The organism is Rurimicrobium arvi, from assembly GCF_039540495.1.
In the GTDB taxonomy this organism is placed as follows: domain Bacteria; phylum Bacteroidota; class Bacteroidia; order Chitinophagales; family Chitinophagaceae; genus Rurimicrobium; species Rurimicrobium arvi.
Genome location: NZ_BAABEZ010000022.1, coordinates 536414 through 560597, shown reverse-complemented (window position 1 = coordinate 560597; position 24184 = coordinate 536414). Strand labels below are relative to the sequence as shown.

General features: G+C 47.8%; 24 protein-coding genes. 12 read left to right on the top strand and 12 right to left on the bottom strand.

Annotated elements, in window-relative coordinates:
- Positions 1 to 5: 5 nt before the first annotated feature.
- Together ABD846_RS09050 and ABD846_RS09045 are read right to left on the bottom strand one after the other, a co-directional pair.
- Positions 6 to 407 (bottom strand): phage holin family protein, encoded by a 402-nt coding sequence (locus ABD846_RS09050; protein ID WP_344825563.1) that lies wholly within the window; start codon positions 405 to 407, stop codon positions 6 to 8.
- Between the two features lie 11 nt (positions 408 to 418).
- Positions 419 to 613 carry a YtxH domain-containing protein gene (locus ABD846_RS09045; protein ID WP_344825561.1) on the bottom strand — a complete coding sequence of 65 codons (195 nt, stop codon included), beginning with the start codon at positions 611 to 613 and terminating at the stop codon, positions 419 to 421.
- Positions 614 to 812: 199 nt separating this feature from the next.
- Between ABD846_RS09045 and sucD the strand changes: the two genes are divergently transcribed.
- Both sucD and ABD846_RS09035 read left to right on the top strand, forming a co-directional pair.
- Entirely contained in the window at positions 813 to 1685 is an 873-nt protein-coding gene (gene sucD / locus ABD846_RS09040; protein WP_344825559.1) for a succinate--CoA ligase subunit alpha, read from the top strand.
- A 76-nt stretch (positions 1686 to 1761) separates the two neighbouring features.
- A complete protein-coding gene (locus ABD846_RS09035; protein ID WP_344825556.1) occupies positions 1762 to 2847 on the top strand; it encodes an anhydro-N-acetylmuramic acid kinase in 1086 nt (361 codons plus the stop codon).
- Here the strand turns inward: ABD846_RS09035 and ABD846_RS09030 are convergent.
- Positions 2844 to 3212, bottom strand: coding sequence for a CoA-binding protein (locus ABD846_RS09030; RefSeq protein WP_344825553.1), 369 nt, complete (start codon positions 3210 to 3212; stop codon positions 2844 to 2846). The genes ABD846_RS09035 and ABD846_RS09030 overlap by 4 nt on opposite strands.
- 196 nt (positions 3213 to 3408) lie before the next feature.
- Between ABD846_RS09030 and ABD846_RS09025 the strand changes: the two genes are divergently transcribed.
- A complete protein-coding gene (locus ABD846_RS09025) occupies positions 3409 to 3795 on the top strand; it encodes a DUF6515 family protein (protein ID WP_344825550.1) in 387 nt (128 codons plus the stop codon).
- 32 nt (positions 3796 to 3827) lie between these two features.
- On the opposite strand, the gene argH is transcribed toward ABD846_RS09025, so the two are convergent.
- From argH to ABD846_RS08985, 8 genes are read right to left on the bottom strand one after another with little or no spacing between them, the layout of a single operon-like run.
- The gene (argH, locus tag ABD846_RS09020) at positions 3828 to 5126 is read right to left on the bottom strand and encodes an argininosuccinate lyase (protein ID WP_344825547.1); all 1299 of its coding nucleotides are present in this window, start codon (positions 5124 to 5126) and stop codon (positions 3828 to 3830) included.
- Positions 5123 to 6187 (bottom strand): M20 family metallo-hydrolase, encoded by a 1065-nt coding sequence (locus ABD846_RS09015; RefSeq protein WP_344825544.1) that lies wholly within the window; start codon positions 6185 to 6187, stop codon positions 5123 to 5125. Before ABD846_RS09015 ends, argH begins: the two co-directional genes overlap by 4 nt.
- Positions 6184 to 6969 carry an acetylglutamate kinase gene (argB, locus tag ABD846_RS09010; RefSeq protein WP_344825541.1) on the bottom strand — a complete coding sequence of 262 codons (786 nt, stop codon included), beginning with the start codon at positions 6967 to 6969 and terminating at the stop codon, positions 6184 to 6186. The genes ABD846_RS09015 and argB overlap by 4 nt, the downstream gene beginning before the upstream one ends.
- A complete protein-coding gene (locus tag ABD846_RS09005; protein WP_344825538.1) occupies positions 6969 to 7925 on the bottom strand; it encodes a Rossmann-fold NAD(P)-binding domain-containing protein in 957 nt (318 codons plus the stop codon). Before ABD846_RS09005 ends, argB begins: the two co-directional genes overlap by 1 nt.
- On the bottom strand, positions 7922 to 9076 hold the full coding sequence (locus ABD846_RS09000; RefSeq protein ID WP_344825535.1) for an aspartate aminotransferase family protein: 1155 nt from the start codon (positions 9074 to 9076) through the stop codon (positions 7922 to 7924). Before ABD846_RS09000 ends, ABD846_RS09005 begins: the two co-directional genes overlap by 4 nt.
- Before the next feature lies 1 nt (position 9077).
- Positions 9078 to 10055 carry an N-acetyl-gamma-glutamyl-phosphate reductase gene (argC, locus tag ABD846_RS08995; RefSeq protein WP_344825532.1) on the bottom strand — a complete coding sequence of 326 codons (978 nt, stop codon included), beginning with the start codon at positions 10053 to 10055 and terminating at the stop codon, positions 9078 to 9080.
- Entirely contained in the window at positions 10052 to 11248 is a 1197-nt protein-coding gene (locus ABD846_RS08990; protein WP_344825530.1) for an argininosuccinate synthase, read from the bottom strand. Before ABD846_RS08990 ends, argC begins: the two co-directional genes overlap by 4 nt.
- Before the next feature lie 10 nt (positions 11249 to 11258).
- Complete coding sequence (locus ABD846_RS08985) at positions 11259 to 11903, bottom strand: GNAT family N-acetyltransferase (protein ID WP_344825527.1); 645 nt, start codon at positions 11901 to 11903, stop codon at positions 11259 to 11261.
- A 465-nt stretch (positions 11904 to 12368) separates the two neighbouring features.
- On the opposite strand from ABD846_RS08985, the gene ABD846_RS08980 reads away from it, so the two are divergent.
- The 6 genes from ABD846_RS08980 (at position 12369) to trxA (ending at position 18590) form a co-directional block, all read left to right on the top strand.
- Positions 12369 to 14537, top strand: a complete 2169-nt coding sequence (locus ABD846_RS08980; RefSeq protein WP_344825524.1) for a PAS domain-containing sensor histidine kinase — start codon at positions 12369 to 12371, stop codon at positions 14535 to 14537.
- A gap of 78 nt (positions 14538 to 14615) precedes the next feature.
- Positions 14616 to 15263: a Crp/Fnr family transcriptional regulator gene (locus ABD846_RS08975; RefSeq protein WP_344825521.1), complete on the top strand. Its 648-nt coding sequence runs from the start codon at positions 14616 to 14618 to the stop codon at positions 15261 to 15263.
- 60 nt (positions 15264 to 15323) lie between these two features.
- Positions 15324 to 16124, top strand: a complete 801-nt coding sequence (locus ABD846_RS08970) for a sulfite exporter TauE/SafE family protein (RefSeq protein ID WP_344825518.1) — start codon at positions 15324 to 15326, stop codon at positions 16122 to 16124.
- 85 nt (positions 16125 to 16209) lie between these two features.
- Positions 16210 to 17628, top strand: coding sequence for an MBL fold metallo-hydrolase (locus ABD846_RS08965; protein WP_344825515.1), 1419 nt, complete (start codon positions 16210 to 16212; stop codon positions 17626 to 17628).
- A 17-nt stretch (positions 17629 to 17645) separates the two neighbouring features.
- Positions 17646 to 17963: a rhodanese-like domain-containing protein gene (locus tag ABD846_RS08960; protein ID WP_344825511.1), complete on the top strand. Its 318-nt coding sequence runs from the start codon at positions 17646 to 17648 to the stop codon at positions 17961 to 17963.
- Positions 17964 to 18296: 333 nt separating this feature from the next.
- Positions 18297 to 18590 carry a thioredoxin gene (gene trxA / locus ABD846_RS08955; RefSeq protein ID WP_344825508.1) on the top strand — a complete coding sequence of 98 codons (294 nt, stop codon included), beginning with the start codon at positions 18297 to 18299 and terminating at the stop codon, positions 18588 to 18590.
- A gap of 73 nt (positions 18591 to 18663) precedes the next feature.
- On the opposite strand, the gene ABD846_RS08950 is transcribed toward trxA, so the two are convergent.
- Positions 18664 to 19383: a hypothetical protein gene (locus ABD846_RS08950; RefSeq protein WP_344825505.1), complete on the bottom strand. Its 720-nt coding sequence runs from the start codon at positions 19381 to 19383 to the stop codon at positions 18664 to 18666.
- Between the two features lie 837 nt (positions 19384 to 20220).
- Between ABD846_RS08950 and ABD846_RS08945 the strand changes: the two genes are divergently transcribed.
- From ABD846_RS08945 to ABD846_RS08935, 3 genes are all read left to right on the top strand, one after another.
- Complete coding sequence (locus tag ABD846_RS08945) at positions 20221 to 22866, top strand: T9SS type A sorting domain-containing protein (protein WP_344825502.1); 2646 nt, start codon at positions 20221 to 20223, stop codon at positions 22864 to 22866.
- Between the two features lie 120 nt (positions 22867 to 22986).
- Positions 22987 to 23301: a hypothetical protein gene (locus tag ABD846_RS08940; RefSeq protein WP_344825499.1), complete on the top strand. Its 315-nt coding sequence runs from the start codon at positions 22987 to 22989 to the stop codon at positions 23299 to 23301.
- Positions 23302 to 23469: 168 nt separating this feature from the next.
- Positions 23470 to 24012, top strand: coding sequence for a T9SS type A sorting domain-containing protein (locus ABD846_RS08935; protein WP_344825496.1), 543 nt, complete (start codon positions 23470 to 23472; stop codon positions 24010 to 24012).
- Positions 24013 to 24184 lie beyond the last annotated feature (172 nt).

Genomic DNA, 24184 nt, shown 5'->3' with positions numbered 1-24184 from the left:
ATGCCTTATTTCGTCTTGTTTTTGGAAGGAGTACCTTCTTCTTCGTCCTGTTCTTCCTCGTCATCATCGTCTTCCTTACGCTCTGTAAGTACGGAGATGAAAACGCTGGTGAATTTGCGCAGTATTTTTTTGCGCATTGCAAACAGTATCAGCAGCAAAGCCAGATAGAAACCTGCTACTGACATATATCCGGAGATATAGCTGTGCATCAGCTCGGAAAGCATCTCTGCAGTGCCGAGTCCGATAAACAGAAATACACCAAATCCCAGTAACAGCAGTAATACTGAAAATATCAGAAAACTCATTGCTCCCGAAGCGCGCTCGATAAATTCGAGTTGCAACAGGCGAAACTTAGTTTCTACCAGATTGGTGATCCTGTCTTTCCATTTTTGAACGAAGTCGAGCAAAGTGCAGTTATTTAGGCGTTAAAAATATCCTCTTCGAGTTCTTTACCTTTTTTATTCAGTTTACTTTTAAGATCGTTGAAACGGTCTTTCAAACCTGCCATGTCTTCAGCACGTTTGTCTTTGTCTGTTGCGAGAACATAACCGAGCGCTGCTCCGATAGCTGCTCCGATAATAAGCGTTGCGATTGTTTTTCCTGATTTTGCCATTGCTAATGAATTTTGATAAGTAAATGATGAAACGAAGGTAGTATGCACCCGTATATATTTAAAGCGTTTAATGTTTTCTTAAGATATTCGTGTTATTGAAAGCTATTCACCTGTATATACCTGTTTTGCAAAAAACCTCCTTTGCATTTTGATAATAAAAAGGCTATTTTTGCTCGCTTTTTAAAAAACACTTCAAACAATGGGCGTATTAGTCAATAAAAATTCCAAAGTAATCGTACAGGGTTTTACCGGTACTGAAGGTACATTCCATGCTACACAAATGATCGAATATGGAACAAATGTGGTAGGTGGTGTTACTCCGGGTAAAGGAGGATCAACGCACCTCGACAGACCCGTGTTCAATACTGTAAAGGATGCTGTGGAGCAGGCTGGTGCTGATACGTCAATCATTTTTGTACCGCCGGCATTTGCTGCGGATGCGATCATGGAAGCTGCTGACGCCGGTATTAAAGTGATCATCTGTATTACAGAAGGTATCCCGGTTCAGGATATGGTGAAAGCGAAAGCTTTTGCTGCTACCAAAGATTGCCGCCTGATCGGTCCTAACTGTCCGGGTGTAATTACGGCTGAAGAAGCAAAAGTAGGTATCATGCCTGGTTTCGTATTCAAAAAAGGCCGTATCGGAATCGTTTCCAAATCCGGTACCCTCACTTATGAAGCTGCCGATCAGACTGTTAAATCCGGTATGGGTATTTCCACAGCGATCGGTATCGGCGGAGACCCGATTATCGGTACTACCACCAGAGAAGCGGTGGAATTGCTGATGAACGATCCGGAAACAGATGGTATCATTATGATCGGCGAGATCGGTGGCGGAATGGAAGCAGAAGCCGCACGTTGGCTGAACGACAACATGCGTAAGCCTGTTGTTGGGTTCATCGCAGGTCAGACTGCTCCTGCGGGACGTCGTATGGGTCATGCCGGTGCAATCGTTGGCGGAGCGGATGATACTGCTGCAGCTAAGATGAAGATCATGTCTGAGTGTGGCATCCACGTTGTGGCGAGCCCTGCGGACATCGGAAAAACAATGGCTTCCGTACTGAACAAATAGTTTTCAATTTTTATACAAAAAATACGAACAGCCGCACTAACAGCGGCTGTTTTTCTATCAACCAAGGTTCAAGGTCATGGTGTATCACGTAATCGGTCTGATGTCCGGAAGTTCTCTCGACGGGTTGGATATCTGTTATGCGCAATATGAAGAGATACGAGGTAAATGGAGTGCTCAGATCCTCGCTTCCGAATGTGTTGCTTACAGCGAAGAATGGCAGCGGAATTTACAAGCGGCAACTACTATGGCCGTTCCGGATTTCCTCCGTTTGCATACTGCTTACGGCAGGTATACGGGCGAACAGGTACGTGCGTTTATTGAGCGTAACGATCTCGAACATAAGGTGCATTTTGTGGCTTCCCATGGTCATACCATTATGCATGATCCGCTTGCAAAGACCAGCTTCCAGCTGGGGGACGGTGCCTCTGTTGCGGCGACACTCGGCCTGCCGGTAATTTCTGATCTGCGTGCTATGGATGTGGCATTGGGCGGACAGGGTGCACCCATTGTGCCGATAGGGGACAAATTGTTGTTCGGTGATTATGCATTACTGCTGAACCTGGGTGGTATCGCCAATATCACATTGAATGAAGGACAGCGCCTGGCTTTTGATATCTGCGTGGCAAACCAGGCACTGAATGCAGTGGCGGCGAAAGCCGGACTGCTGTATGATGAAGGAGGTAAACTGGCAGCATCCGGCAAATTAGTGAGTTCTGTATGGGATACTCTTTGCGCATACGATTATTATTCCGCGGAAGCGCCGAAGTCACTCAGCAACGAACAGGCGATGGAGATGGTTGCGGCATTTACCAATAGTAATGATCATAGCATTGAAGACCGGCTACACACGCTCGTGCAATTAATTGCAGCGCAGATTACCGCTGCTGTTACACGTATATTGCCGGATACCGATATACCTCGTCGCATGCTGGTAACAGGTGGCGGCGCGTTTAATGAATACCTGATCTCTGTACTGCAACATCAGTTGGCTCCGCTCCGCGTAGCGGTTGAAATTCCCGACGCGGCCGTAGTGCAGAATAAAGAAGCGCTGGTAATGGGCCTGATTGGTATCCTGCGCTGGCGCGAGGAGGCAAACGTAGAAGCATCCACTACCGGCGCAAGCCGGGACAGTATCGGCGGCGCTTACTGGATGGGCGCTTAGTACTGTCCGGTAGACAACAACACTAATGTACAGGCTTCCATCGTTTCGATGCCCGCAGCATTTGCGCGCGCTTCCAGATCAGGATTTTCTGTGCCCGGATTGAAAATGATCCTTTTGGGGTGCAGCTTAATGATGTAATCATAATACGCCTGTTGATTGCGCGGGTTCAGGTACAGCGTTACTGTATCTATATGCTCAAAGGGTTCCGTTTCTTTCTGAATAGCCACATCAAGCACCTTCCCCTCTTTATTACCTATCGCAAGTACTTCATGCTGATGCGCCCGTAACCTGCGTATTGCCATATTTGAGTAGCGGTCAGGGTTCTCAGAAGCTCCCAGTACAAGTGTCTTTTTTATCGTATTCATACGGCATGATTATATCTGCTAAGTTGCGGAATTTTCCTGTCAAATATTGCCAGTGATTTGATAAAGTCTGTTTGATCGTCGCTTCACTGATCCGCGTGTTAAGGCTAATCTAAGGAAAGAGTCCGCTGTCTCAATCTGCATTAAACCTTAAACGTTTCGAACGATCTTTAGAGATGAAACCAAAAAACTGACGATTATGAAAAAGGTAATTTTCGGTCTGCTGCTGCTGAGCAGCATGACGGCCGGCACGCAGGCAGATGCACAGGGACGGGGTCACGGTCGTGGCAGGGGAAACGGGCACCGTCGTCCCGCTAATGTTACCGTTATACAGACTTTACCTCCAGGTGCGAGGGTGTACCATTATCAGGGAGCGGATTATCATTATGTTTCCGGTCGTTATTACCGTCAGGGACCTTCGGGTTATACCGTGATCGGAGCGCCGCCTGTAGGTTTTGAAGTGGACTTTGTTCCGACCGGTTACCAACGCAGGGTATACCAGGGAGTACCATACTATTATTCCGGTAATGTTTATTACCGCGAGGCACGCCCCAACGTATATGTTGTTGTGGGACGTCCCTGGTAATTGTAAAGGCCGGAGCGATCCGGCCTTTCTCTTTACTCAAATGCAGCGGTTGTTTTTATAAAAGCCGCCTTTATCTGTTCATTACACAGATTGCCGATGCTGCCCTCATGCGTGTGCTTTACGGTCCGGTTTCCGGGCTGAAAGGTACCTTGCTCCACTTCCTGTCCCACCATCTTATAAGCGTCCCGGAAGGGGATGCCACTCATCATCAGTTCATTTACGCGCTCAACCGTAAACAGGTACGCGTATTTCGGTGCTTCAAGAATACCCGTTGTCACGAGCATATGGCTTAACAACAATATTGCTGCTTCCATGCAGGAGCGAAGCTCTTGTATCGCGGGAAACAACATCTCTTTGGTGAGCTGCATTTCCCGGTGATAGCCGGATGGGAGATTTGCCAGCAGTAAGGAAAACTCGTTGGGCAGCGCCTGTATCCTGTTGCATTTGCCCCGGATGAGCTCGAATACGTCCGGATTTTTTTTGTGCGGCATGATGCTGCTGCCGGTTGTATATGCATCCGGGAAACCGATAAATCCGTAATCCTGCCCTGCATAAAGACATATATCCATGCTTAGTCTGCCCAGCGTGGCGGCGATGGCGGCGATGGCGACAGACACCGTCTTTTCGGTTTTCCCTCTGCTCATCTGCGCGTAAATACTGTTATAGTGCAGATCGTCGAATCCGAGCAGTTCTGTGGTGCGCGTTCGGTTGAGGGGCAGGGAAGATCCGTATCCTGCTCCGCTACCCAAAGGATTTTTGTTGGTGATACGGTATGCAGCAAGTAACAGCAGCATATCATCGGATAAAGCTTCGGCATAGGCGCCCAGCCAAAGTCCGAACGAGGAAGGCATTGCGACCTGAAGATGTGTATATCCCGGCATCAGCACTTCTTTATATGTTTCACTTTGCTGTTGCAGGGTTTCAAACAATTGTGTGCTCAGCGCTTTGATTTCCAGCAATGCCTGACGCAGGTACAATTTGATGTCTACTGCCACCTGATCGTTCCGGCTGCGGCCGGTATGTATCTTTTTCCCAGCTTCGCCGATACGCTGCGTCAGCATCCATTCGATCTGGGAGTGGATGTCTTCGCAATCTTTTTCAATACTGAAATTGCCGGCCGCTATTTCCTGCGCAATCTCTGAAAGGGCTTGCCCGGCCAGCAGAAAATCCTGTGTTTCGAGCAATCCGCATTCGTGCAGCATGCGGATATGGGCAAGTGTTCCCTGAACATCAAAGGCCGCCATCTGGAGATCAAATTCCCGGTCTCTGCCTACGGTAAACTGCTCGATCTGCGCGACTGTTTCGGTATTGTCTTTTTGCCAGAGCTTCATAGTACTTCGTTTAAGAGTTGTATGTAAATGTCAATACCGTCCGTTATTTCTTGCGTGTAAATGAATTCATCTGCGGTATGACTGCGTGCGGAATCTCCCGGTCCGATCTTTAAAGCGGGGAAAGGCATCAGTGCTTTATCCGACAGGGTTGCGGAACCGATAATATTACGGCCGATTTTTTTACCTGCCTGTACAAGCGGATGCGATTCCTCCATTCGGGATGGTTTCAGACGCAGACTCCGCGGTGTCACTGTGGCACTGATGTTTGCAGCTATTGTATTCAGTATGTCTTCGTGGGTGTAGCAATCATTCACACGTACGTCCACTGTGAACTTACAGGTTGCCGGAACCACATTATGCTGTACACCTGCCTGAATCATTGTTACGCTCATTTTTACTTTCCCCAGCAAAGCAGATACCTGCGGGAATTCGTAAGTGCGGAACCATTCGATGTCTTTAACCGCTTTGTAAATAGCGTTTTCCCCTTCCTCACGAGCCGCATGTCCGCTGCGGCCGCTGCATTCGCAGTCGAGTACCAGCAATCCTTTTTCCGCCACGGCCATTTGCATCTGCGTAGGCTCGCCAACGATTGCATAAGTGATGTTTCCCAATTCAGGCAACACAGCTTCCACGCCATTAGTGCCGGAAATTTCTTCTTCGGCTGCAGCAAGCAATACCAGGTTGGCTTTCAGGTCGGTTCTTTCGTAAAAGTGCAGGAATGCCGCGGTCAGGCTCACGAGACAACCGCCTGCATCATTGCTGCCCAGCCCGAACAGTTTGCCTTCGTCCTCTACGGGATTAAACGGATTGAGCGTATAGTCTTTGTTGGGTTTTACGGTATCGTGGTGCGAACACAGCAGAATGCTTGGTTTACGCGGATCGAAGTGCTTATTGGTTGCCCATACGTTATTCATTTCGCGGTGAGGATTGATACCGTGGCTTTGCAGGAAGCTCTGCAGCAATTTGGCAGTTCCCTGTTCTTCCCTGCTGAAGGAAGGAACGGTGATCATATGTTTCAGGAGCGTGATGGCGTTCTGGCTGAGTTGAGAAATATCGGTCATATTATTTGTGTTCCTGTTTGAGCGTTGATTAATTCGGAAAGATGCTGTGCGTACCCGATACTTACTTTGGTTACGCCACAGTCAATTGCTTTGAACGCATTGTCCAGCTTGGGGATCATACCCCCGGAAATAACGCCTTCTGCTTTCAGTTCTTCATACTGGCTGCGGTTGATTGAAGGTATTGCGGATGCTTCGTTCGCCGGATCGCGCAATACGCCCTGCTTTTCGAATCCGTATACCAACTGCACATTTGCGGATTGTGCGAGCGCCTGCGCTGTCTCCCGTGCAATGGTGTCTGCATTGGTGTTGAGTAATTGACCTTTCCCGTCGTGTGTGATCGGGGCCAATATGGGACAGATGCCATTTTGCAGCTGTTGTATCAGCCAGGATGTATTCACTCCATCTGATCGGATGTCCCCTGCGAAGCCGTAATCAATCGAAGCTGCCGTACGCTTTTGCGCGAGCAATATATTCGCATCCGCGCCACAAAGTCCTATCGCATTACATTGCCTCGACTGAAGCGCTGCAACAAGCTTTTTGTTCACGAGTCCCGCGTATACCATTGTTACCAGGTCAAGAGTTGCTTCGTCTGTAATCCTGCGCCCTTCGTGGTACACCGGTTCTATACCCATCGACTTTCCGATAGCGCTGGCGATTTTTCCCCCGCCATGCACCAGTATCTTAGGTGCATCCAATGCTGCAAAAGCGTCCAGCAGCTGGTTCAGACTGTCCGGGTGGTCGATGATATTGCCTCCGACTTTGATGACGAATATGGTTTCCATTATAAAGATTTTAGTATAGAAGCAATAACGGCCTGAGCTGCCCAGACCCGGTTTGCCGCCTGAAGCGGTACGATGCTGCGCGGACTATCGAGCAATTCATCACTCAGTTCCACGTTGCGTCTTACAGGAAGACAGTGCATGATATGTGCAGCAGGTGCATGAGCCAGAGACGAAGCGCGCAATTGCCAGTCTGACTGTACAGCGGGCATTGCACCATAATCGTTATAACTGCTCCAGTTTTTTACATACACGAAATCTGCGTCTGCCAATGCTTCCTGCTGATCGTACACTAATGTTGCGTTTCCCTGGTATTCCGGGGCGAGTTCATAGCCCTCCGGATGGGTGATCACGAAATCAACATCCCGATGCAGCACATTCATCCATTGTGCAAAAGAATTCGGCACGCACTGGGGTAATGGTTTGATATGCGGTGCCCAGCTCAACACCACTTTGGGTTTGCGACCCGGAACCGATTTTTCGCGGATGGAAATTGCATCGGCCAGGCTCTGCAACGGATGCAGTGTAGTGCTTTCGAGGCTGATCACTGGTTTGCCGGTATGCCGGATCAGGGATCGGATCATCGTATCTTTTTCGTCTTCTTCCTTATCGGTAAGTGACGGGAAGCTACGTACGCAAATGATATCAAAATAGCTGCCCAGCACGGGACCCGCATCTTTGATATGCTCGACGGTACTGCCGTTCATCACCACGCCATCGCCTGTTTCCATTTTCCAGCCGTCTTTATCCAGGTTCAGTACAATAGCATCCATGCCCAGGTTTTGCGCCGCAATCTGGGTGCTGAGACGGGTGCGCAGGCTGGGATTCATAAACAGCATGCCAATCCTTTTCCCTTCACCCAGCAGTTTGTCGGCCCGCGGTGATTGCTTATAGTATAATGCGGAGGAGATCAGCCGGTCAATTTCGCTGGCATCCGGTGCGGCAATAAAATGTTTCATTTGTTCTGGTTGTTTTGGATTTCGCTGATAACAGTACGGATTGCGTGGAGTAATAAATCAGCTTCCGTACGGCTTATATTCAGTGCAGGCAGGAGCCGGATCACAGACGGTTTTGCCTCCCCCGTAAAGATGCGGTAATCATCCAGCAGTGTCTTGCGTAACGTCTTGTACTGTTCCGGAACATCAAATCCGATCATCAGGCCTCTTCCGCGTACATGCTGCAGCGCATCGATGGATTTTAACTGTGTCGTCAGGTAGTTGCCGATTGTTTCGGTATTTTTGATAAGGCGTTCCTTTTCCATTACCTCAAGTACAGCAATCGCGGCCGCACAGGCGAGATGATTGCCGCCGAATGTAGTGCCAAGCATGCCGTATTTCGCCTGTATATGTGGTGCTATCAGTATACCTCCGATCGGGAAGCCGTTTCCCATGCCTTTCGCCATTGAGTAAATGTCTGCCTGAATGCCAGCGTGGTCATGCGAAAAGAACTTTCCGGTACGGCCGTAACCGCACTGCACGCTATCCGCAATGAAAACCGCGCCGTACTCGTCGCATAAAGAACGTATGGTCTGAAGAAACGAAGGGGTAGCTTCGATAATACCACCCACGCCCTGGATGCCCTCCACAATTACGCCTGCAATGTCCTGCCCGTTGGTGCGAAAATATGCGGACAACCGTTCCTCATCATTGAACGGCAGGAATACGATGTTCTCCGTAATATTTACCGGTGCGGAAATGGAAGGATTGTCTGTTGCACTTACAGCCAGAGAAGTGCGTCCGTGAAAAGCTCCGCTAAAAGCAACGATCTTTTTACGACCGGTATGGAAAGATGCAAGCTTCATGGCGTTTTCGTTGGCTTCCGCCCCGGAATTACACAGGAACAGTTGGTAATCCTGTTTCCCGGATACCGCTGCAAGTCTGTCCGCCAATTGCTGCTGGAGCGGGATACGGATCGAATTGGAGTAAAATCCGATATTGTCCAGTTGCTGCTTTATTGCTGCAACATAATGAGGGTGTGTATGACCGATGGAAATTACGGCATGGCCACCGTAGAAATCGCAATAGCGGTTGCCGTGGTCGTCCCAGACATAGGAGCCCTCACCGCGGGTAATGGTTATATCGTTGATCGGGTAAACATCAAATAATTTCATGTCAGAATGCGCTTGCTTTTAAGTGAAGTCCGGCTGTTTCTTCGAAGCCGAACATCAGATTCATATTTTGTACGGCCTGTCCCGAAGCTCCTTTCAGGAGATTGTCGATGCAAGCGTGGATTACAATTTTATCGCCCACCCGTTCCGTGTAGATCAGGCAGTTGTTGGTGTTTACAGATTGTTTGAGATCAATCGGCGAATCAGACAAATGTGTAAACGGATGATCCGCATAGAATGACCGGTATTGCTGCATTGCTTCTTCCTGCGACCAGTCCGAACGCGTGTATGCCGTGAGATAAATCCCTCTTGCGAAATCACCTCTCACGGGTACAAAATTGATGGGCGGCACATTGGTCTGAAACGTTTCCAGGGTTTTCCCGATCTCATACAGGTGTTGATGCTGCAATGTTTTGTAAGCCTGTATGTTATTGCTTCTCCAGGAAAAATGGGAGCTGGCCTGTAAGGACTGACCCGCTCCTGTTGCCCCGGTGATGCCGAACAAATGAACTTCCTGCATACACTGAGCTGCCGCGAGCGGTAACAAAGCCAACTGGATCGCCGTGGCAAAACAGCCGGGATTCGCTATGTGCTGTGCTTCCCGTATTGCTGCCCGATTAGCTTCGGGCAATCCATAGCAAAAAGTACGCCCGTCTCCGGTGCTTGCCCAGCGATGATCCTGCGACAGGTCGATGATGCGTGTGTTTCCGGGGATTGCGTGTTCCGAAAGCCATTTTTTCGCTTCACCATGTCCTACGCAGAGGAACAATACGTCCACATCATCCGGCAGCTCACTACTGAAACGGATATCCGGCCAGCCAAGCAGATCGCGGTGAACAGAGCTGACTGCCTGTCCGGCATGACTACGGCTGTGCACAAACCTGATCTGTACAGCAGGATGCTGCAAGAGGATGCGTAACAGTTCTCCGCCCGTATACCCTGCGCCGCCGATAATGCCTGCATTTATCATAGTGTTATTCATGATTCCTGGTTCTGACGTTGTGTGGATTGATAAATACCTATCTGGTTACCGAATATCTTCGCGAAAGATTTTACGTCTTCGCCATTCCAGGCTCCGTTCATTTCTCCGTAAGTGCCGAAGCCTGAATTCATGAGGTCGTAGGAAGATTCGATGCCATTCAGGATATAGCGATGTGGCGCAAGGGTGATAAATACCTTACCGCTCACATGTTTCTGTGTGTCAATGAGGAAAGCCTCTATATTGCGCATAGACGGATCCAGCATCAATCCTTCATGAAGGAAATTGCCATACCATACCGAAAGCTGGTCTTTCCAGTACAGTTGCCATTTTGTAAGTACATGCTTTTCCAGCAGGTGGTGCGCTTTGATGATCAGTATCGGCGCTGCAGCTTCAAAACCTACGCGGCCTTTGATCCCTATAATTGTATCACCCACGTGAATATCTCTGCCTACACCATAGGGTTGCGCGATCTGCTGCAATGTCTGTATCGCAATTACGGGATGCGCGAAGGGCTGCCCGTCAATAGCAACCAGTTCCCCCTGTTTAAATTCAAGCGTAATGTTCCGCTCGCCGGTTGCCGTAACCGGCGTGGGCCAGGCTTCTTCGGGAAGGTATCCGTGAGAGCTGAGTGTTTCCGCTCCGCCTACAGAAGTACCCCATAACCCTTTGTTGATGCTGTATTTGCTTTTGCTGAAGTCCATTTCCACACCCTTATCTTTCAGGTAGGCGATTTCCTGTTCGCGGCTAAGGCGCTGCTCACGGATAGGTGTGAGTATCTCCACCTCAGGAATCATACCCTGGAATATCATGTCGAAGCGCACCTGGTCGTTACCAGCCCCAGTGCTGCCATGCGCTACGCAGTCGGCCCCGGTTTCCCGGACATAGTTTGCGACGGCTACAGCCTGTACCATCCGTTCTGCGCTTACACTAAGCGGGTAGGTGTTGTTTTTCAGAACGTTTCCGAAAACCAGGAAGCGGATAAAATCTTCATAATAATTGCGCGTAACGTCCAGCACTTTAAAAGATGCGACGCCCAATGCTTTTGCCCGCTCTTCAATTGATGAAAGCTCTTCTTCGCTGAATCCACCTGTCTGGACGGTCACGGCATGCACCTCCAGTCCGAGGCTCTTCAGGTATATTGCACAATAAGTGGTGTCGAGTCCGCCACTGTATGCCAGTACTGCTTTTTTCATTGGGGTTCGTTTATTTTAGAGATTTAGAAGAAGATTTGTACTGTGCCAGACGGGGTTTCTTGCCGCTGCGGGAACGATGTTTTGCTTCCGGGGCTGCTTTCTGAACGGAGACCGGTTTTTCTGAAGCATCATAGAGCATAGCCGTGCACAGGCAGTTTTTACGCTGTTTGCTCACAAGAATGTCGTAGTTCACACAGCTTTTGCAACCGTTCCAGAAAAGCTCATCCTGTGTGAGCTCAGAATAAGTTACCGGTTCATAGCCCAGTTCGCTGTTGATCTTCATCACTGCGAGTCCGGTTGTAAGTCCGAATATTTTTGCATGCGGGTATTTCTCCCTGCTCAGTTCGAATATTTTCTGTTTAATGAGTCTGGCGAGGCCATACTTCCGGAATTGCGGCGCGACAATCAGGCCGGAATTGGCCACATATTCGTCATGGCTCCAGCTTTCAATATAGCAGAAGCCGGCCCATTCGCCCTGTTCATTCAGAGCGATCACCGCCTTGCCTTCCGTCATTTTCGCTTCCAGGTATTCGGGAGTGCGACGTGCTATCCCGGTGCCACGCGCCTTTGCCGAAGAGGCCATCTCTTCGCAAATGGCCGCGGCATGACTGATGTGGTCGCGCGTAGCAACCAGCACCTTAAATGCTTGTTCCATTTATGTACCAATAAAAATATGAGAGTATTACTGCAGACTGTCCGTTGGGCAGTTGCAGCTCATTCGTGTTTTGAAAGCGTTACGCTTCATCAACGGCCTCGGCCGAAGGAATAGCAAGGTATCAACGTCGCACCCTGTAGGATACAGCAGTGGAATAAAAACCTGATCCGTTTAAGGATTCAGTAAAAAACCCGCATCCGTAAACAGTAACCCGTACTGCCATAGTGGACGATATGAGGGAGGTTTTTTTCATTTTCGTTGTTACGGTAAATAAATTGTGTCTGAAAAATTTTTACAAAGAAAAATCATTTCGAACAATTGCCGGTGTTTTTTTTATGTTATCAATCCGAAGGAAATGCTAAAGTGCTTTGCAGTGGCGGGTTTTAAGATAAAGGGTGCTTTTTTTAAGGTAAGTTGCCTTTTTCCAGCGGGGAAGGTGGTATATTTAAAGACTGAACCGTAGGCATGACAACAATTCTATCCGAACAAACTTTCATTTTTATTACAGATGCTGAGTTCGGCATTTTACAATGTTCGGCAGCAGCTGCACAATGGTTAGATCAGCTGATACCGGGTTGTGACGGTGATTTACTGTCTGTTCCTGCAATAGCGGAAAATACAGATAACATACGTGTCGCGCTCGCCAACGGAGCGCAAGCCTCGTTCAGTTTCTCTGCTTCAGGCAGGCAATACCATGTTGTTTGCGCAGCAGTTGGCGCCTGGATCCAGGTGCAGATACATCCTTCAGAGCCGATGCTTACCAACGAAGATTATAAGAAGGCACTCGAAGTTTCAACGAACGCAATCATTATTCTGCATCCGGTTTTCGACGAGTCGGGCACGATAGTGAATTTCGTTTTCCGTTACGGTAACCCGACATACCTGAAGTTTAAGGGGATTACGGAATGTGCCGGAATGCCTGTGTTTTCCGGCGATGTTTTTTCCAATAGTCACTTTCACGTCTTCCGGAGTGTGGTGGAGACAGGTGTGAAGCAGAGCTATGAATTCGACTACCTTTTTGAAGGAGATGTACATGTGTTTTCCGCGCGTGTGATGAAGATGGGCGAAGGGTTACTGGTAGCCAGTGAAGATATTTCCGAAAGGAAACATGCGCTGACTGAATCCCGCCAGAATTCGGAGTTCATCCAGTCTGTGTTCGATACGAACCTGGTGCAGATGTCCGTGATGAAAGCGGTCAGGAACGAGTCGGGTGAGATCGTGGATTTTCAGATCACACTGGTCAATAAGGAAGTTGTAAGAGAAACAGGAAGAGCCGATCTGGTCGGGAAATTGTATGTGGAAGAATATCCGGGCGTTAAACGTACCCGGATTTTTGAACAGATGGTGCAGGTGGTGGAGACGGGTGTGCCGATACAGGACGAATATTATTATCCTTACGAAGGATTCAATAAATGGTATTCCTGCATGTTCGTTAAGTTCCACGACGGGGTGGTGGCCACTAATCTGGATGTTACACAACGTAAGCATGCAGAAGAGGAGCTGTATAAGAATTTTTCTTTACTGCAGTATGCGGAAGAGCTTGCGCATTCAGGCTCCTGGGAATATGATATTGTACGGTCTTCATTTACCTGGTCTGCAGGCATGTACGAATTGTTTGATGTGCCGGAAGGCATGAATATACGTCCCTCTTCATTGCTGCGGCTTGTTGTTCCGCAGGATCGGGAGAATGCAGCGGATTTTATCCATAATCTCCGGGAGGTGCATCAGGATTCCGAACATACTTTCCAGGTAGTGCACAAAGGAACAATCAAAAGTGTGCGTGTGTCCAGCCGCGTGGAACGGAACCATAAAGGTGTCCCCGTGAAGGTGCTGGGCATCGTGATGGACATTACAGCTGCGCTGCGCGCGGAAAGAGAACTGAGGGAGCTGAATGCGATGCTGCGCGAGCAGAACCGTACGCTGGAGATCAAGAACAATGAATTGGCGTCGTTTGCATTTATTGCCAGCCACGACCTGAAAGAGCCTCTGCGTAAGATCATGTTTTTTTCAAATCTCCTGCGCAGTGGTAACGACATCGGCACGATGTCTCCCAAAGGCCAGCTGTATCTGGAGCGGATGGAAACTTCCGCCCGCCGCATGTCGTTCCTGATTGACGATGTACTGGCACTGTCGCGTTTGCAGGTGTACCGCGACGAAAATGAATGGGCCGATATGACCGCCGTTATCGATGATGTATGCACGGAACTGAGTGAAGATATAGCACAGGCAGGCGCCGAGATCCGGTACGATCATTTGCCGAAGGTGTTCAGCAGTACCAAATACCTGCAATATCTGTTTAATAACCTGCTCGGCAATGCATTGAAATTCCGTCATCCCGACCGTAAACCGGAGGTCAGTGTGACTGCCTCCGAGGAACGGCACAATCTGGACGACCGCGGAATACGCTCTTTCCATGTTGTACGCGTTGCCGATAACGGTATCGGATTCGAGCCCGAATTCAACGAAAAAATATTCCGGATCTTCGAACGGCTGCATACCCAGGAAGAATATCCCGGCAGCGGCATAGGCTTGTCTATCTGCCGCAAGATCATGGAAAATCTCGGCGGTTCGATCCGTGCATCCGGTTATCCCGGTGAAGGTGCGTTGTTTACCTGCTATTTCCCGTTGCCCTGACGAAACAGGCTCCTTTGTGCCTGTTTACGGTATATTTGTGTTCAACTGTATTGACCATCCTTCTCATCCTTCCGGTTTATGAGCGACCACGCTGCTGTAACAGCTTACCTTAATCAGTATTTCCCACAGTTCGACCAGAGTCTGCGCGATATCATTGCAGAACGTTCTGTGCTGCGGCATTTTGAGGCCGGAGAAGTGATGATGCATAAGGGACAGTATATCCGTTCGGTTATGCTTATTGCAGAAGGTCATGTAAAACTCTATCGCGAAAGCGAGGACGACGGCAGTGAGTTTTTCGTGTATTATCTGGAACCCGGCAATGCCTGTGCTCTGTCTATGGTGTGCGCTGCACGGCAGGAGACAAGCGAAGTGATGGCCAGAGCTATCGAAGCGACTACCGTAATATCGATACCCATTTCCATGATGGACGATCTTATGCGCCAGCATCGCTCCTGGTACTATTTCGTGCTGGAAACCTATCGCAACCGTTTTGAGGAATTACTGGAAGTGGTCGATAATATTGCATTCCGGAGTATGGATGAAAGGCTTGAATTCTACCTGAAAAAGCAGGTAAGCGAACTGGGTTCCCGTCAATTACGTACCACCCACCAGGAAATTGCCAACGACCTCAACAGTTCCAGAGAGGTGATATCCAGATTGCTGAAGAAAATGGAGCATCAGGGCAAGGTGCAGCTCAATAAAAATTACATCGAGTGGATCGCTTAATGTGATCAATGTTACCATGTAGCAGATTGCGGGAGCTCACCTTTGCACGAAATCTGTTATATGCTTATACCTGGTTATGCCGCTGCCTTACTGATTGGTGTCTCCCTCGGCCTTATCGGTGGTGGCGGTTCAATTCTTACCGTTCCCGTACTGGTATATCTTTTCGGGGTAGAACCTTTACGCGCTACCGGCTATTCTCTTTTCATAGTGGGCGTTTCGAGTCTCGCAGGGGCCGTCAATAATTTCCGTAAAGGATATATTCATCTCAGAACGGCTTTCCTGCTCGGCATTTCTTCAATAGTCACCGTTATCATGGTGAGGCGTTTATTGCTGCCTGCTATCCCTGAAATATGGTTCACTAGCGGATCTCTGGTCGTTACCAAATCACTTGCAACGATGATCGTTTTTGCGGTATTGATGTTGTTTGCATCCTTTTCCATGATCAGGACAAAAGTTCCGGTTGTGACCAATCACGGCGTGAACCGCCTTAATGCAGCCGGTTTGGTGCGTCTCGCCGCGTATGGTGTGCTGATCGGTATGGTAACCGGATTTCTGGGCGCCGGTGGCGGTTTCCTGCTGATTCCCGCACTTGTTTTTCTGGTAGGCCTGTCGATGAAAGATGCGATCGGTACATCGCTGCTCATCATCGCTATGAATTCGCTGATCGGGTTTGCCGGAGATTGGGGCACTTACGCCATACAATGGGAGCTTTTACTCACAATAACGTTCCTCGCGATTGCCGGCATTATTATCGGTGGTATCCTAGGGCGGCATATAGAGGGCGCAAAACTGAAAAAAGGTTTTGGCTGGTTTGTGCTGTTCATGGGAGTGTTTATTATCGGTCGTGAACTGCTAAAATAAAGGTCATTATGTGACTAAAATCACTCTTTCCCTGTTTTTTTCGCGCCAATTTTGCTTTTACAAACACACACAAATAAGAACAGTTATGCAAATAGAACAAATTTACACCGGTTGCCTTGCGCAGGGTGCTTATTATATTGAAAGTAATGGAGAAGCCGTAGTAATAGATCCGCTCCGCGAAACGGAACCTTACCTGAAACGGGCAGAGAAAGATAACGCCAGAATCAAATTTATTTTTGAAACACACTTTCATGCCGATTTTGTGAGTGGTCATCTTGACCTGGCAAAAAAGACCGGAGCGACGATTGTGTATGGTCCTACAGCGCACCCCGATTTCGATGCTCATATAGCTGCGGACGGAGAGCAACTGAAAGTAGGAGATCTCACATTTACCGTACTGCATACCCCCGGGCATACAATGGAAAGCTCCTGCTTTCTGCTGACCGATAAGGATGGAAAAGACGTCGGATTGTTTACGGGTGATACCTTGTTCATCGGCGATGTGGGACGTCCGGATCTGGCACAGAAAGTGGTGGCCGATCTTACCCAGGATAAACTGGCCGGACTGCTGTACGATTCGCTGCACATGAAAATTCTTCCGCTTGCAGACGATATAATCCTATATCCGGCACACGGCGCAGGATCGGCCTGCGGCAAGAATATGAGTAAGGAAACGACAGATACACTCGGACATCAAAAGCTTACCAACTATGCATTGCAGCCGATGAGCCGCGAAACTTTTATCAAAAAAGTAACCGACGGACTGATGCCGCCTCCCGGATATTTCCCGATGAACGTCATGATGAATATTCACGGATATGACAGCATTGATACGGTACGTGAACGTGGACTCAGAAAGCTGAATCCTCCGGAATTTGAAGCCGCTGCAGATGCGACAGGTGCTGTTGTACTGGATACACGTGATCCGCTTGTGTTCGGAGCATCTTTCGTGCCTAATTCGATCAATATCGGTATCAATGGAAATTTTGCACCCTGGGTGGGCGCACTCATACCCGATATACAACAACCGATACTTATCATTTGTGAGCCTGGGCGAGAAGAGGAAGTAGTGACAAGACTGGCGCGTGTGGGATACGATCAGACGATCGGATACCTCGAAGGCGGAATAGAGGCATGGAAAAAAGCGGGTATGGAAACGGACAGTATTGTCAGTATAAATGCTCATGAGCTGAAACAGCGCTCGGAGGCGGATCCCGAATCGACCATCCTGGATGTGCGTAAACAAAGTGAATATCTTTCAGAACGCGTGATCGGAACGGAAAACGTGCCACTGGATTATATCAATGAGCATCTGGCAGAACTGGACAGAGATAAAAACTACTATGTACACTGTGCTTCCGGTTACCGCTCAATGATCTTCTGTTCCATCCTTAAAGCACGGGGCTTCGACAAGCTGATAAATGTGGAGGGCGGATTTAAGGCATTGAAGGAAAGCGGTGTTTTCGCAATCAGCGATTACGTATGTCCGACCACCTTACTTTAATAAATCAAACAATCAATATGGGATTTTTATCTGCAATATTCGGGAGATCTACAGATTCCGTGAAGCTCAGCGAATTGCTGCTTCAGAAGCCATTTCTGGTAGATGTTCGTACGCCAGCGGAATTTTCGTCCGGCAGTGCAAAAGGCGCCGTAAATATTCCGCTGGATCAGATTCCGGCTAAGATCGCCCGGTTCAAAGGAAAGTCGCGTGTCGTCGTTTTCTGCCGCAGTGGAAACCGCAGCGGACAGGCCAAGGCATTGCTGGAGAAGGCTGGCATTTCCCACGTAACCAACGGCGGTTCACTCGGCAATGTGATCAGCGCCCAGCGTATATAAAGAGATTCAAATGATACGCCGCTACACCGGCGGGTGAGCGCGCCGGAACGACCTGTTCCATTGGGGGCTTTGGACGGGGAGGGTAGCGGCGTATCGTTTTATAAAACATAAGCGTGTGCAGTAATACACCGGAATTCAGAAATGGCCTTCCGGTGTTTTCATTGAACACTTAAGGAACCTCCGGTGGATGAGAATGACGGCAATAATAAGTTTCGTAAATTTATACCCGGACCTTCAGACGGGAAAGACGGATGCTACATATCGTGTGTAGCATTTAATCGCCCGGAAGTGTTGCCGCATTCTTCTGCGCGCTAAGATTAAAACCATACTGTTATGACATTTCAGGAAATGATACAATCGGAAAAACCCGTGCTGGTGGACTTTTTTGCCACCTGGTGTGGCCCTTGTAAAATGATGGCACCAATTCTCGACGAGGTGAAAAAGAAAGTGGGTGACAATGCTCACATCATTAAGATAGACGTAGACAAAAATCCGCAGGCAGCGCAGGTATACCAGGTAAGCGGTGTTCCAACCCTTATATTGTTCAAGCAGGGGAAAGTGCTGTGGCGCCAGTCCGGTGTGGTACCCGCACGCGAACTTGAAAGGCTGCTGCAGTCAAATGCATGATTTTGTCCGGCAACTATTTATCAAGATTCCGTACTGAACGGAACGGCTCGCCCTGTTACAATTACTAATCGGGTCATTCGGCTGCGTCCGCCCGTTCTGCTTTTCTCACAAGCATACCGAAACTGACGCCCAGATGGATGCTCGGTAGCAGGTCGTAATGGTGATCTGAATAAGGAGTGTAGGATGAATACCGATTATTGTAATAATCTGCCATTCGGGTTGCTCCGTCTTCATTGATCCATTTTACACGAAAACCTAATCCGACGAATAGATTGGTTATGGTGCCGATACGGCGCTTGCCCTTCGATGCGGATGTCACACCGAACAGCAGTTTTGTGCCCAGTACATGATTGCGCGCACTGGTGTTGTATTCCGGGCGTGGAGCAGAACTGCCGCTATAGTTCACCTCTTCATAAAATCGTGTGTTGTGCCACCAATACCTGTAGAAAAACTGGGCATCCAGGTAGAGATCCTGCCGTTTGCTTAAATAATATTTCGTGTTGATGCCCAGCGTAACCGCTTTAAATCGCGGTGTGGTAAAGCCGGGAGTTGAGCCGGCAAAGTAACCGACCATATGATTGGGATTGTCCGGACGGCTGGCGTCTGAGCGGTAGCCTAATGTGAGACCTACGGTATGTCTTTTATAGAAACGCTCTACGGTAACAGGCAGGTCGCGGCACAATAATTGTAAAGGTTGCGTGGTAATCGCCCATCGGACATCAGATCGGGCGTATACAACTGCTGCTTTAAATGTTAAACAGATGGTTAGGATGGAGATGAGTAGTTGGCGCATGAGGTGAGCATTGACAGGTGAATAAATATCGGTTATTTTGATTGAGTTTGGGACAAATATGGCTGATAAGTAACCGTGGCATTATAGTCATACCTGCTGTTTGGTGAAGCCACTACATCCGTAATCCGTTCCGGCACAGAAATTCACAAAGTTGCTGATCTGGTGCCTGCCCCTATGATGAGTACGATTTTCTGATTCGCAACTTGCATCCCAGCGAATCGTTGAATGCGGCAGTTGTATATTCATAGTTCCGATAACGGTGGTATAAGCTATAGCTGCATATATCATACCGCCACTAACGCAAAACAGCTGTGCAACAGGGAATACGATATTACATTTGTTCAGGTGCCGTTTGCTGTTAATGCCCGGCAGTAAACGCCTGACATGCTGAGCTGCGAATCTGCGAAGTACAGTTTCCAGTAGTTTTTAAGACATATAAGTAGATCAATAGCCGAAGTCTGCTTTATATCTGAATATGCACCAGCCTATGGCATTTATATAGGTTATTCTGCGCTAATACATGTCTTCAGCACGTAAGGTAGCAACTGGTTTTTCGTTCAGAAAGCAATAGCTTCTCAAATATGAAGGTTACATAAATACGGCTTTGATTTAATAAATTAATGTTTCAGGAAAGTAACTATTCTTAATTACGTTAAATGTGAGGTGATGTTATTTCCCTTTTCAAAATTTAAAGGACATTTGTTCGGGATGGCTAACGGATATTGTTTAGGGCCTTGCTAAAAACGGATGCCGATTTATTGATAACGCAGTTGATCAATTAGTGATTTTTAAAATTATTCTTATAAAATAATTTGTTTATCAAATTAAAGTAATAATTTGCAATACCGTATAAACCAACGGTATACAACTATGAAGCGAATATTGCTTAGTCTAACACTATCTGGTATAGGACTATTTTGCAGTCCTCAATCGCAGGCCCAATCAACTTATTGGGGTTTTAATTACTCCGATATTTTTCGAACGACAGTTCCTTCGGCATCGGTAGGTACGATGCCTACCCACAGTGTTTCCGGAGGGACGGATTGGCAGAATACCTGTCAGCATTCTATATTTGATGCATCAGGAAATCTTATCTTTATGGTGGATATAAATGGATTTTTTGATGCGTCCGGTGCGAACATTGCTCCATTGCTCGGTTACCGGGGTGAACTGCACAGCGAAATTGAAGTATTTCCTAACGGCAGCGCCTGCGATAACTATTATGTGATTTGCGCGCAAACTGATTTTCCATTTAATTATGTGCTGAAAATCTTCAATGTGGATGCATCCGTCCCCACCGCAATTTCCGTTACCGCCTTACCTGACCTAATTAGCTGGTATGGTAATCCTGATTTCACTTCTGATCCCGCTCATTATGTACATACATGGAACAAACAAGGAGTAGGGTACCCGGTTGTTACGTCTCCGGTTAAATCTGACGGTTCCAGAATTTTTTATACCGTTTGTCGTAACAACGACGGACTTGATGCAGTCGGCAACCCGATAAACCCCAGACTATGTGTCCGGTCCTGGCGGTTTGCGGCAGACGGAACTTACGCCGAACAGCCTGAGGTGAGGCTGGTAGAGCAATCCGGGGCGGCTCCAAATGATGCAACTGCCCACATGACCATTGCAGATATCAGTTCCGATGGAAATAAGATCGCGTATCCAGGGCCTTACGGTTTAAACGTTTATAACGTTATCACAGGCACTGTGATGAATTATCCTATACCTGATTTGTATAATCGTTCTGATCTGGATGTTGCAAGTATTACCGGCATTGAGTGGCTGCCTCAGTTTAATCGTTGGTATGTGTCTTATGTTCACTTGCCTGTTGGTGCACCAAAAGCTGTTGGAAATATGATTTACTTCAACGACGGTAGCACCACAATTAACTCGGTCGGTTTTACTTTACCCGCCGGAACAGGTGCTTCGGAAATAGAATTAGGAAAGGATTTCCGTTTGTATTTTGCCGGCTGCCCCACATGTTCGCTGCCGGGTAGTACACACTTTGTAATAGGTGGCAGTTATGCTCCGGCAGGAGGCAGCCCCGTTACCAGTCCCGGAACGCTTTACTCTTTCGACCCTGGTAATCCTTCGCTTGGTTTCACTTCACACCCCACTTTGGTAAAAGGAAGTACATATAATGGATTTTATTACTACATTAATAACCAGATTGACGGAGAAGATCTGAGTTATTGGAGCGGATCATCATCCAGTATTGTGGCTGATGCAACCATCAATAATCGGGTTAGTCTCACTTCACCCGGGCTTTGCTATCCCGCATCTTCATGGGGTCAGTTACAGATCCTGGACAATAGTTACCTGATCATGGAATTTAAGGACCTTGCCGGTAATCCGGTAACGCTTTCTCCTAAAGAGGAGTATTCTATTTCATGGGAGGAGGTTAATCCATGTGGTTATTCTTCAATTCCCGGATCTGCCTTAAATTATTCGGACACCTGGCACTCAGGATCCGGGCCGATCAATTTAAGCAGCTATGGATCGGGAGCTTTAGGCAGCATTTCTAATTATGGTAAGTATATAGGTGTAGAAATCAAAGTACGAAATAAGTGTAATCCGGCTGATATTCAATCTTATAAAAGTTTGATCATGCTGGACTCCAATGCGCTGGATTGCGATGCCAATTTCAGATTCGAAATGTCAATTCAGTCTTCCGGTACCCCTCAACTGCTTGGAGATATCGTGCCAAGGAAAAACCATCCCGGTTCTACCTATACATTCGATTATGGATTCACCACAACCTCTTATCCTGTTACGAACGTCTACACACCCGGAAGTTATACGGTTTGTCTCACTGAAAATAAAGCCGACGGTTCAAAATGTACCAAGTGTATTGATGTTTGCTATGCTGATCCGTTTCCATCGTCAGCTCCTGCTGCAGGAACTCCCGATTGTAATTCAAATTTTACATTCAAATACAACTATGCCAGTGACGGGTCTCCGGTTGCCAATGGTTCTGTGTTCCTCGATAGCTACCATCCCAGTTCCACTTATTCTTACAACTGGGGCGATGGGACAGTAACCTCAAACCCTATAAGTAAACATTATGCGCCGGGAAATTACACAATTTGTGTTTCTGAATATCCCGCCGCACCAATGAGCTTGCCCTGCATCACTTGTATGGATATCTGCATCAGTGCGGGTGGTGATATTATGTCAAGAACTACGACAGAGCCGATTGCAAAGGGCAACAGCATCCTTGAAGATAAAATGCTGATCAGTCCTAACCCGGCGCGAGATAACACTGATTTGACTATCGAACTGTCTGCTGACCAAATGGTGCAAATTACAATGGCAGATATTATGGGCAGACAAGTAAGCTCAATCCATAAGGGCTACCTGCAAAGCGGTCAGCATAAGTTTAAAATAAACACTGAAAATCTGTCTTCAGGTATTTATCAGGTGCAGCTCACTACCGGAAATAAGGTAAGTACTCAAAAACTTTCAGTCGTTAAATAGAAGTATACGGTTTTATCCGTTTTATTACTGCCCGCCGTATGAATACATCATATGGCGGGCAGTTTTTTTCGCCATTCATACAGATTCGCATAACTCGTGCATTATTTCGTTTATACGGTAATGAACATTTATCGGATAACACGCCGCCATCGTGCAGTTGCTTACCTGCTGTTCTTCGTCGTCGTAGTCGGAATCCTGCTGTATGCAGACGAAGGAGCCTGTCGCATCGACCTGCCACGGCTACAGCCGGAGGAACGGAGACTGTTACTGCTGGAATGTGCATGTTTATGGGCAGGTTTGCTTACTGCCGACCATTTCCTGAGGGTGGTCCGCTATCGCATGCTGTTGGCATTGCTGCCGGGAATGGTAATCGGACTCGTTTATACCGGTGTGATACTGTTGTTCCTGTTCGGGATAACAGCTTTGCTGAACTAGCGGTGTATTGGGAAAATCACCTTATCGTTTGCTGCGCAAGAGAACAAAAGCGGCCAGTGCGATAATGCCGATTACGATTACACCTATATGGATCAGTCAGGTGTGCTTGTACAAATTGTTTTGCGTTTAATATGAAAAGCGTAACTTAGAATTGTAAAACCACGCTTTATGAGAAAACTTATGTTCTTCCTGGCAATGCTGATGTGCTGTACCGGCGTGCGCGCACAATTGGGCTGCTCCGGCGCGTCTATTGTAGTATCTGGTCGTGTGCTGGAGTGCAATCAGAAAATGTACGCTTACCGCTGGGTAAATTGTGCTGATCTTACGAAAGAGCTGACCGATGCATTCGGACAGTCATATTACGTGACGGAAGACGGTGACTATGCTGTAATCGTCACGAAAGATGCATGTACCGATACCCTGGCATGTGTTTCCATATCTGTTTTAGGGATAACCGAAAATAAACAATCACCGCAGATCAGCATTTTTCCCAATCCGGCTTCCGGAGTCCTGCACATACAAAATGCTCAGCTTCGGGGTGGTGTGACCGCTGTTGTGACTGACCTGTCCGGGCGTAGTATATATCAATGCGAAGCATTATTTACAAATGGGGCTTCGTCGTTGCAGGTATCACTGCCACCCGGCAGTTATCTGCTTCATTTGCTCAACCCGGAAATGCAGCAAGCAGTGATTCCCTTTATGATACAGTAACGGCATAGACCGCTAAGCCTCTCAAAATGTAGTTTTTGTTATAGCCAATTCATGCTTTAAGCATAGCGCTTTATATTTAGCTATCCGTCTCTGAAGGAAAAGATGCGGATCATACATGAAGCAGACGTAAAAAGCGTAGAAATTGTCTGTTCAGGAACAGTAAATCGCATAA

Excerpts from the sequence above, each read along its gene's own strand:
- argB (WP_344825541.1), bottom strand. The coding sequence starts at position 6,969 with ATGGAAACCATATTCGTCATCAAAGTCGGAGGCAATATCATCGACCAC.
- trxA (WP_344825508.1), top strand. The coding sequence starts at position 18,297 with ATGACATTTCAGGAAATGATACAATCGGAAAAACCCGTGCTGGTGGAC.
- ABD846_RS09000 (WP_344825535.1), bottom strand. The coding sequence starts at position 9,076 with ATGAAATTATTTGATGTTTACCCGATCAACGATATAACCATTACCCGC.
- ABD846_RS08950 (WP_344825505.1), bottom strand. The coding sequence starts at position 19,383 with ATGCGCCAACTACTCATCTCCATCCTAACCATCTGTTTAACATTTAAA.
- ABD846_RS09045 (WP_344825561.1), bottom strand. The coding sequence starts at position 613 with ATGGCAAAATCAGGAAAAACAATCGCAACGCTTATTATCGGAGCAGCT.
- argC (WP_344825532.1), bottom strand. The coding sequence starts at position 10,055 with ATGAATAACACTATGATAAATGCAGGCATTATCGGCGGCGCAGGGTAT.
- sucD (WP_344825559.1), top strand. The coding sequence starts at position 813 with ATGGGCGTATTAGTCAATAAAAATTCCAAAGTAATCGTACAGGGTTTT.
- ABD846_RS08990 (WP_344825530.1), bottom strand. The coding sequence starts at position 11,248 with ATGAAAAAAGCAGTACTGGCATACAGTGGCGGACTCGACACCACTTAT.
- ABD846_RS08965 (WP_344825515.1), top strand. The coding sequence starts at position 16,210 with ATGCAAATAGAACAAATTTACACCGGTTGCCTTGCGCAGGGTGCTTAT.
- argH (WP_344825547.1), bottom strand. The coding sequence starts at position 5,126 with ATGAAGCTCTGGCAAAAAGACAATACCGAAACAGTCGCGCAGATCGAG.
- ABD846_RS08960 (WP_344825511.1), top strand. The coding sequence starts at position 17,646 with ATGGGATTTTTATCTGCAATATTCGGGAGATCTACAGATTCCGTGAAG.
- ABD846_RS09005 (WP_344825538.1), bottom strand. The coding sequence starts at position 7,925 with ATGAAACATTTTATTGCCGCACCGGATGCCAGCGAAATTGACCGGCTG.
- ABD846_RS08935 (WP_344825496.1), top strand. The coding sequence starts at position 23,470 with ATGAGAAAACTTATGTTCTTCCTGGCAATGCTGATGTGCTGTACCGGC.
- ABD846_RS08980 (WP_344825524.1), top strand. The coding sequence starts at position 12,369 with ATGACAACAATTCTATCCGAACAAACTTTCATTTTTATTACAGATGCT.
- ABD846_RS08985 (WP_344825527.1), bottom strand. The coding sequence starts at position 11,903 with ATGGAACAAGCATTTAAGGTGCTGGTTGCTACGCGCGACCACATCAGT.
- ABD846_RS09030 (WP_344825553.1), bottom strand. The coding sequence starts at position 3,212 with ATGAATACGATAAAAAAGACACTTGTACTGGGAGCTTCTGAGAACCCT.
- ABD846_RS09025 (WP_344825550.1), top strand. The coding sequence starts at position 3,409 with ATGAAAAAGGTAATTTTCGGTCTGCTGCTGCTGAGCAGCATGACGGCC.
- ABD846_RS08970 (WP_344825518.1), top strand. The coding sequence starts at position 15,324 with ATGCTTATACCTGGTTATGCCGCTGCCTTACTGATTGGTGTCTCCCTC.
- ABD846_RS08975 (WP_344825521.1), top strand. The coding sequence starts at position 14,616 with ATGAGCGACCACGCTGCTGTAACAGCTTACCTTAATCAGTATTTCCCA.
- ABD846_RS09035 (WP_344825556.1), top strand. The coding sequence starts at position 1,762 with ATGGTGTATCACGTAATCGGTCTGATGTCCGGAAGTTCTCTCGACGGG.
- ABD846_RS08940 (WP_344825499.1), top strand. The coding sequence starts at position 22,987 with ATGAACATTTATCGGATAACACGCCGCCATCGTGCAGTTGCTTACCTG.
- ABD846_RS09015 (WP_344825544.1), bottom strand. The coding sequence starts at position 6,187 with ATGACCGATATTTCTCAACTCAGCCAGAACGCCATCACGCTCCTGAAA.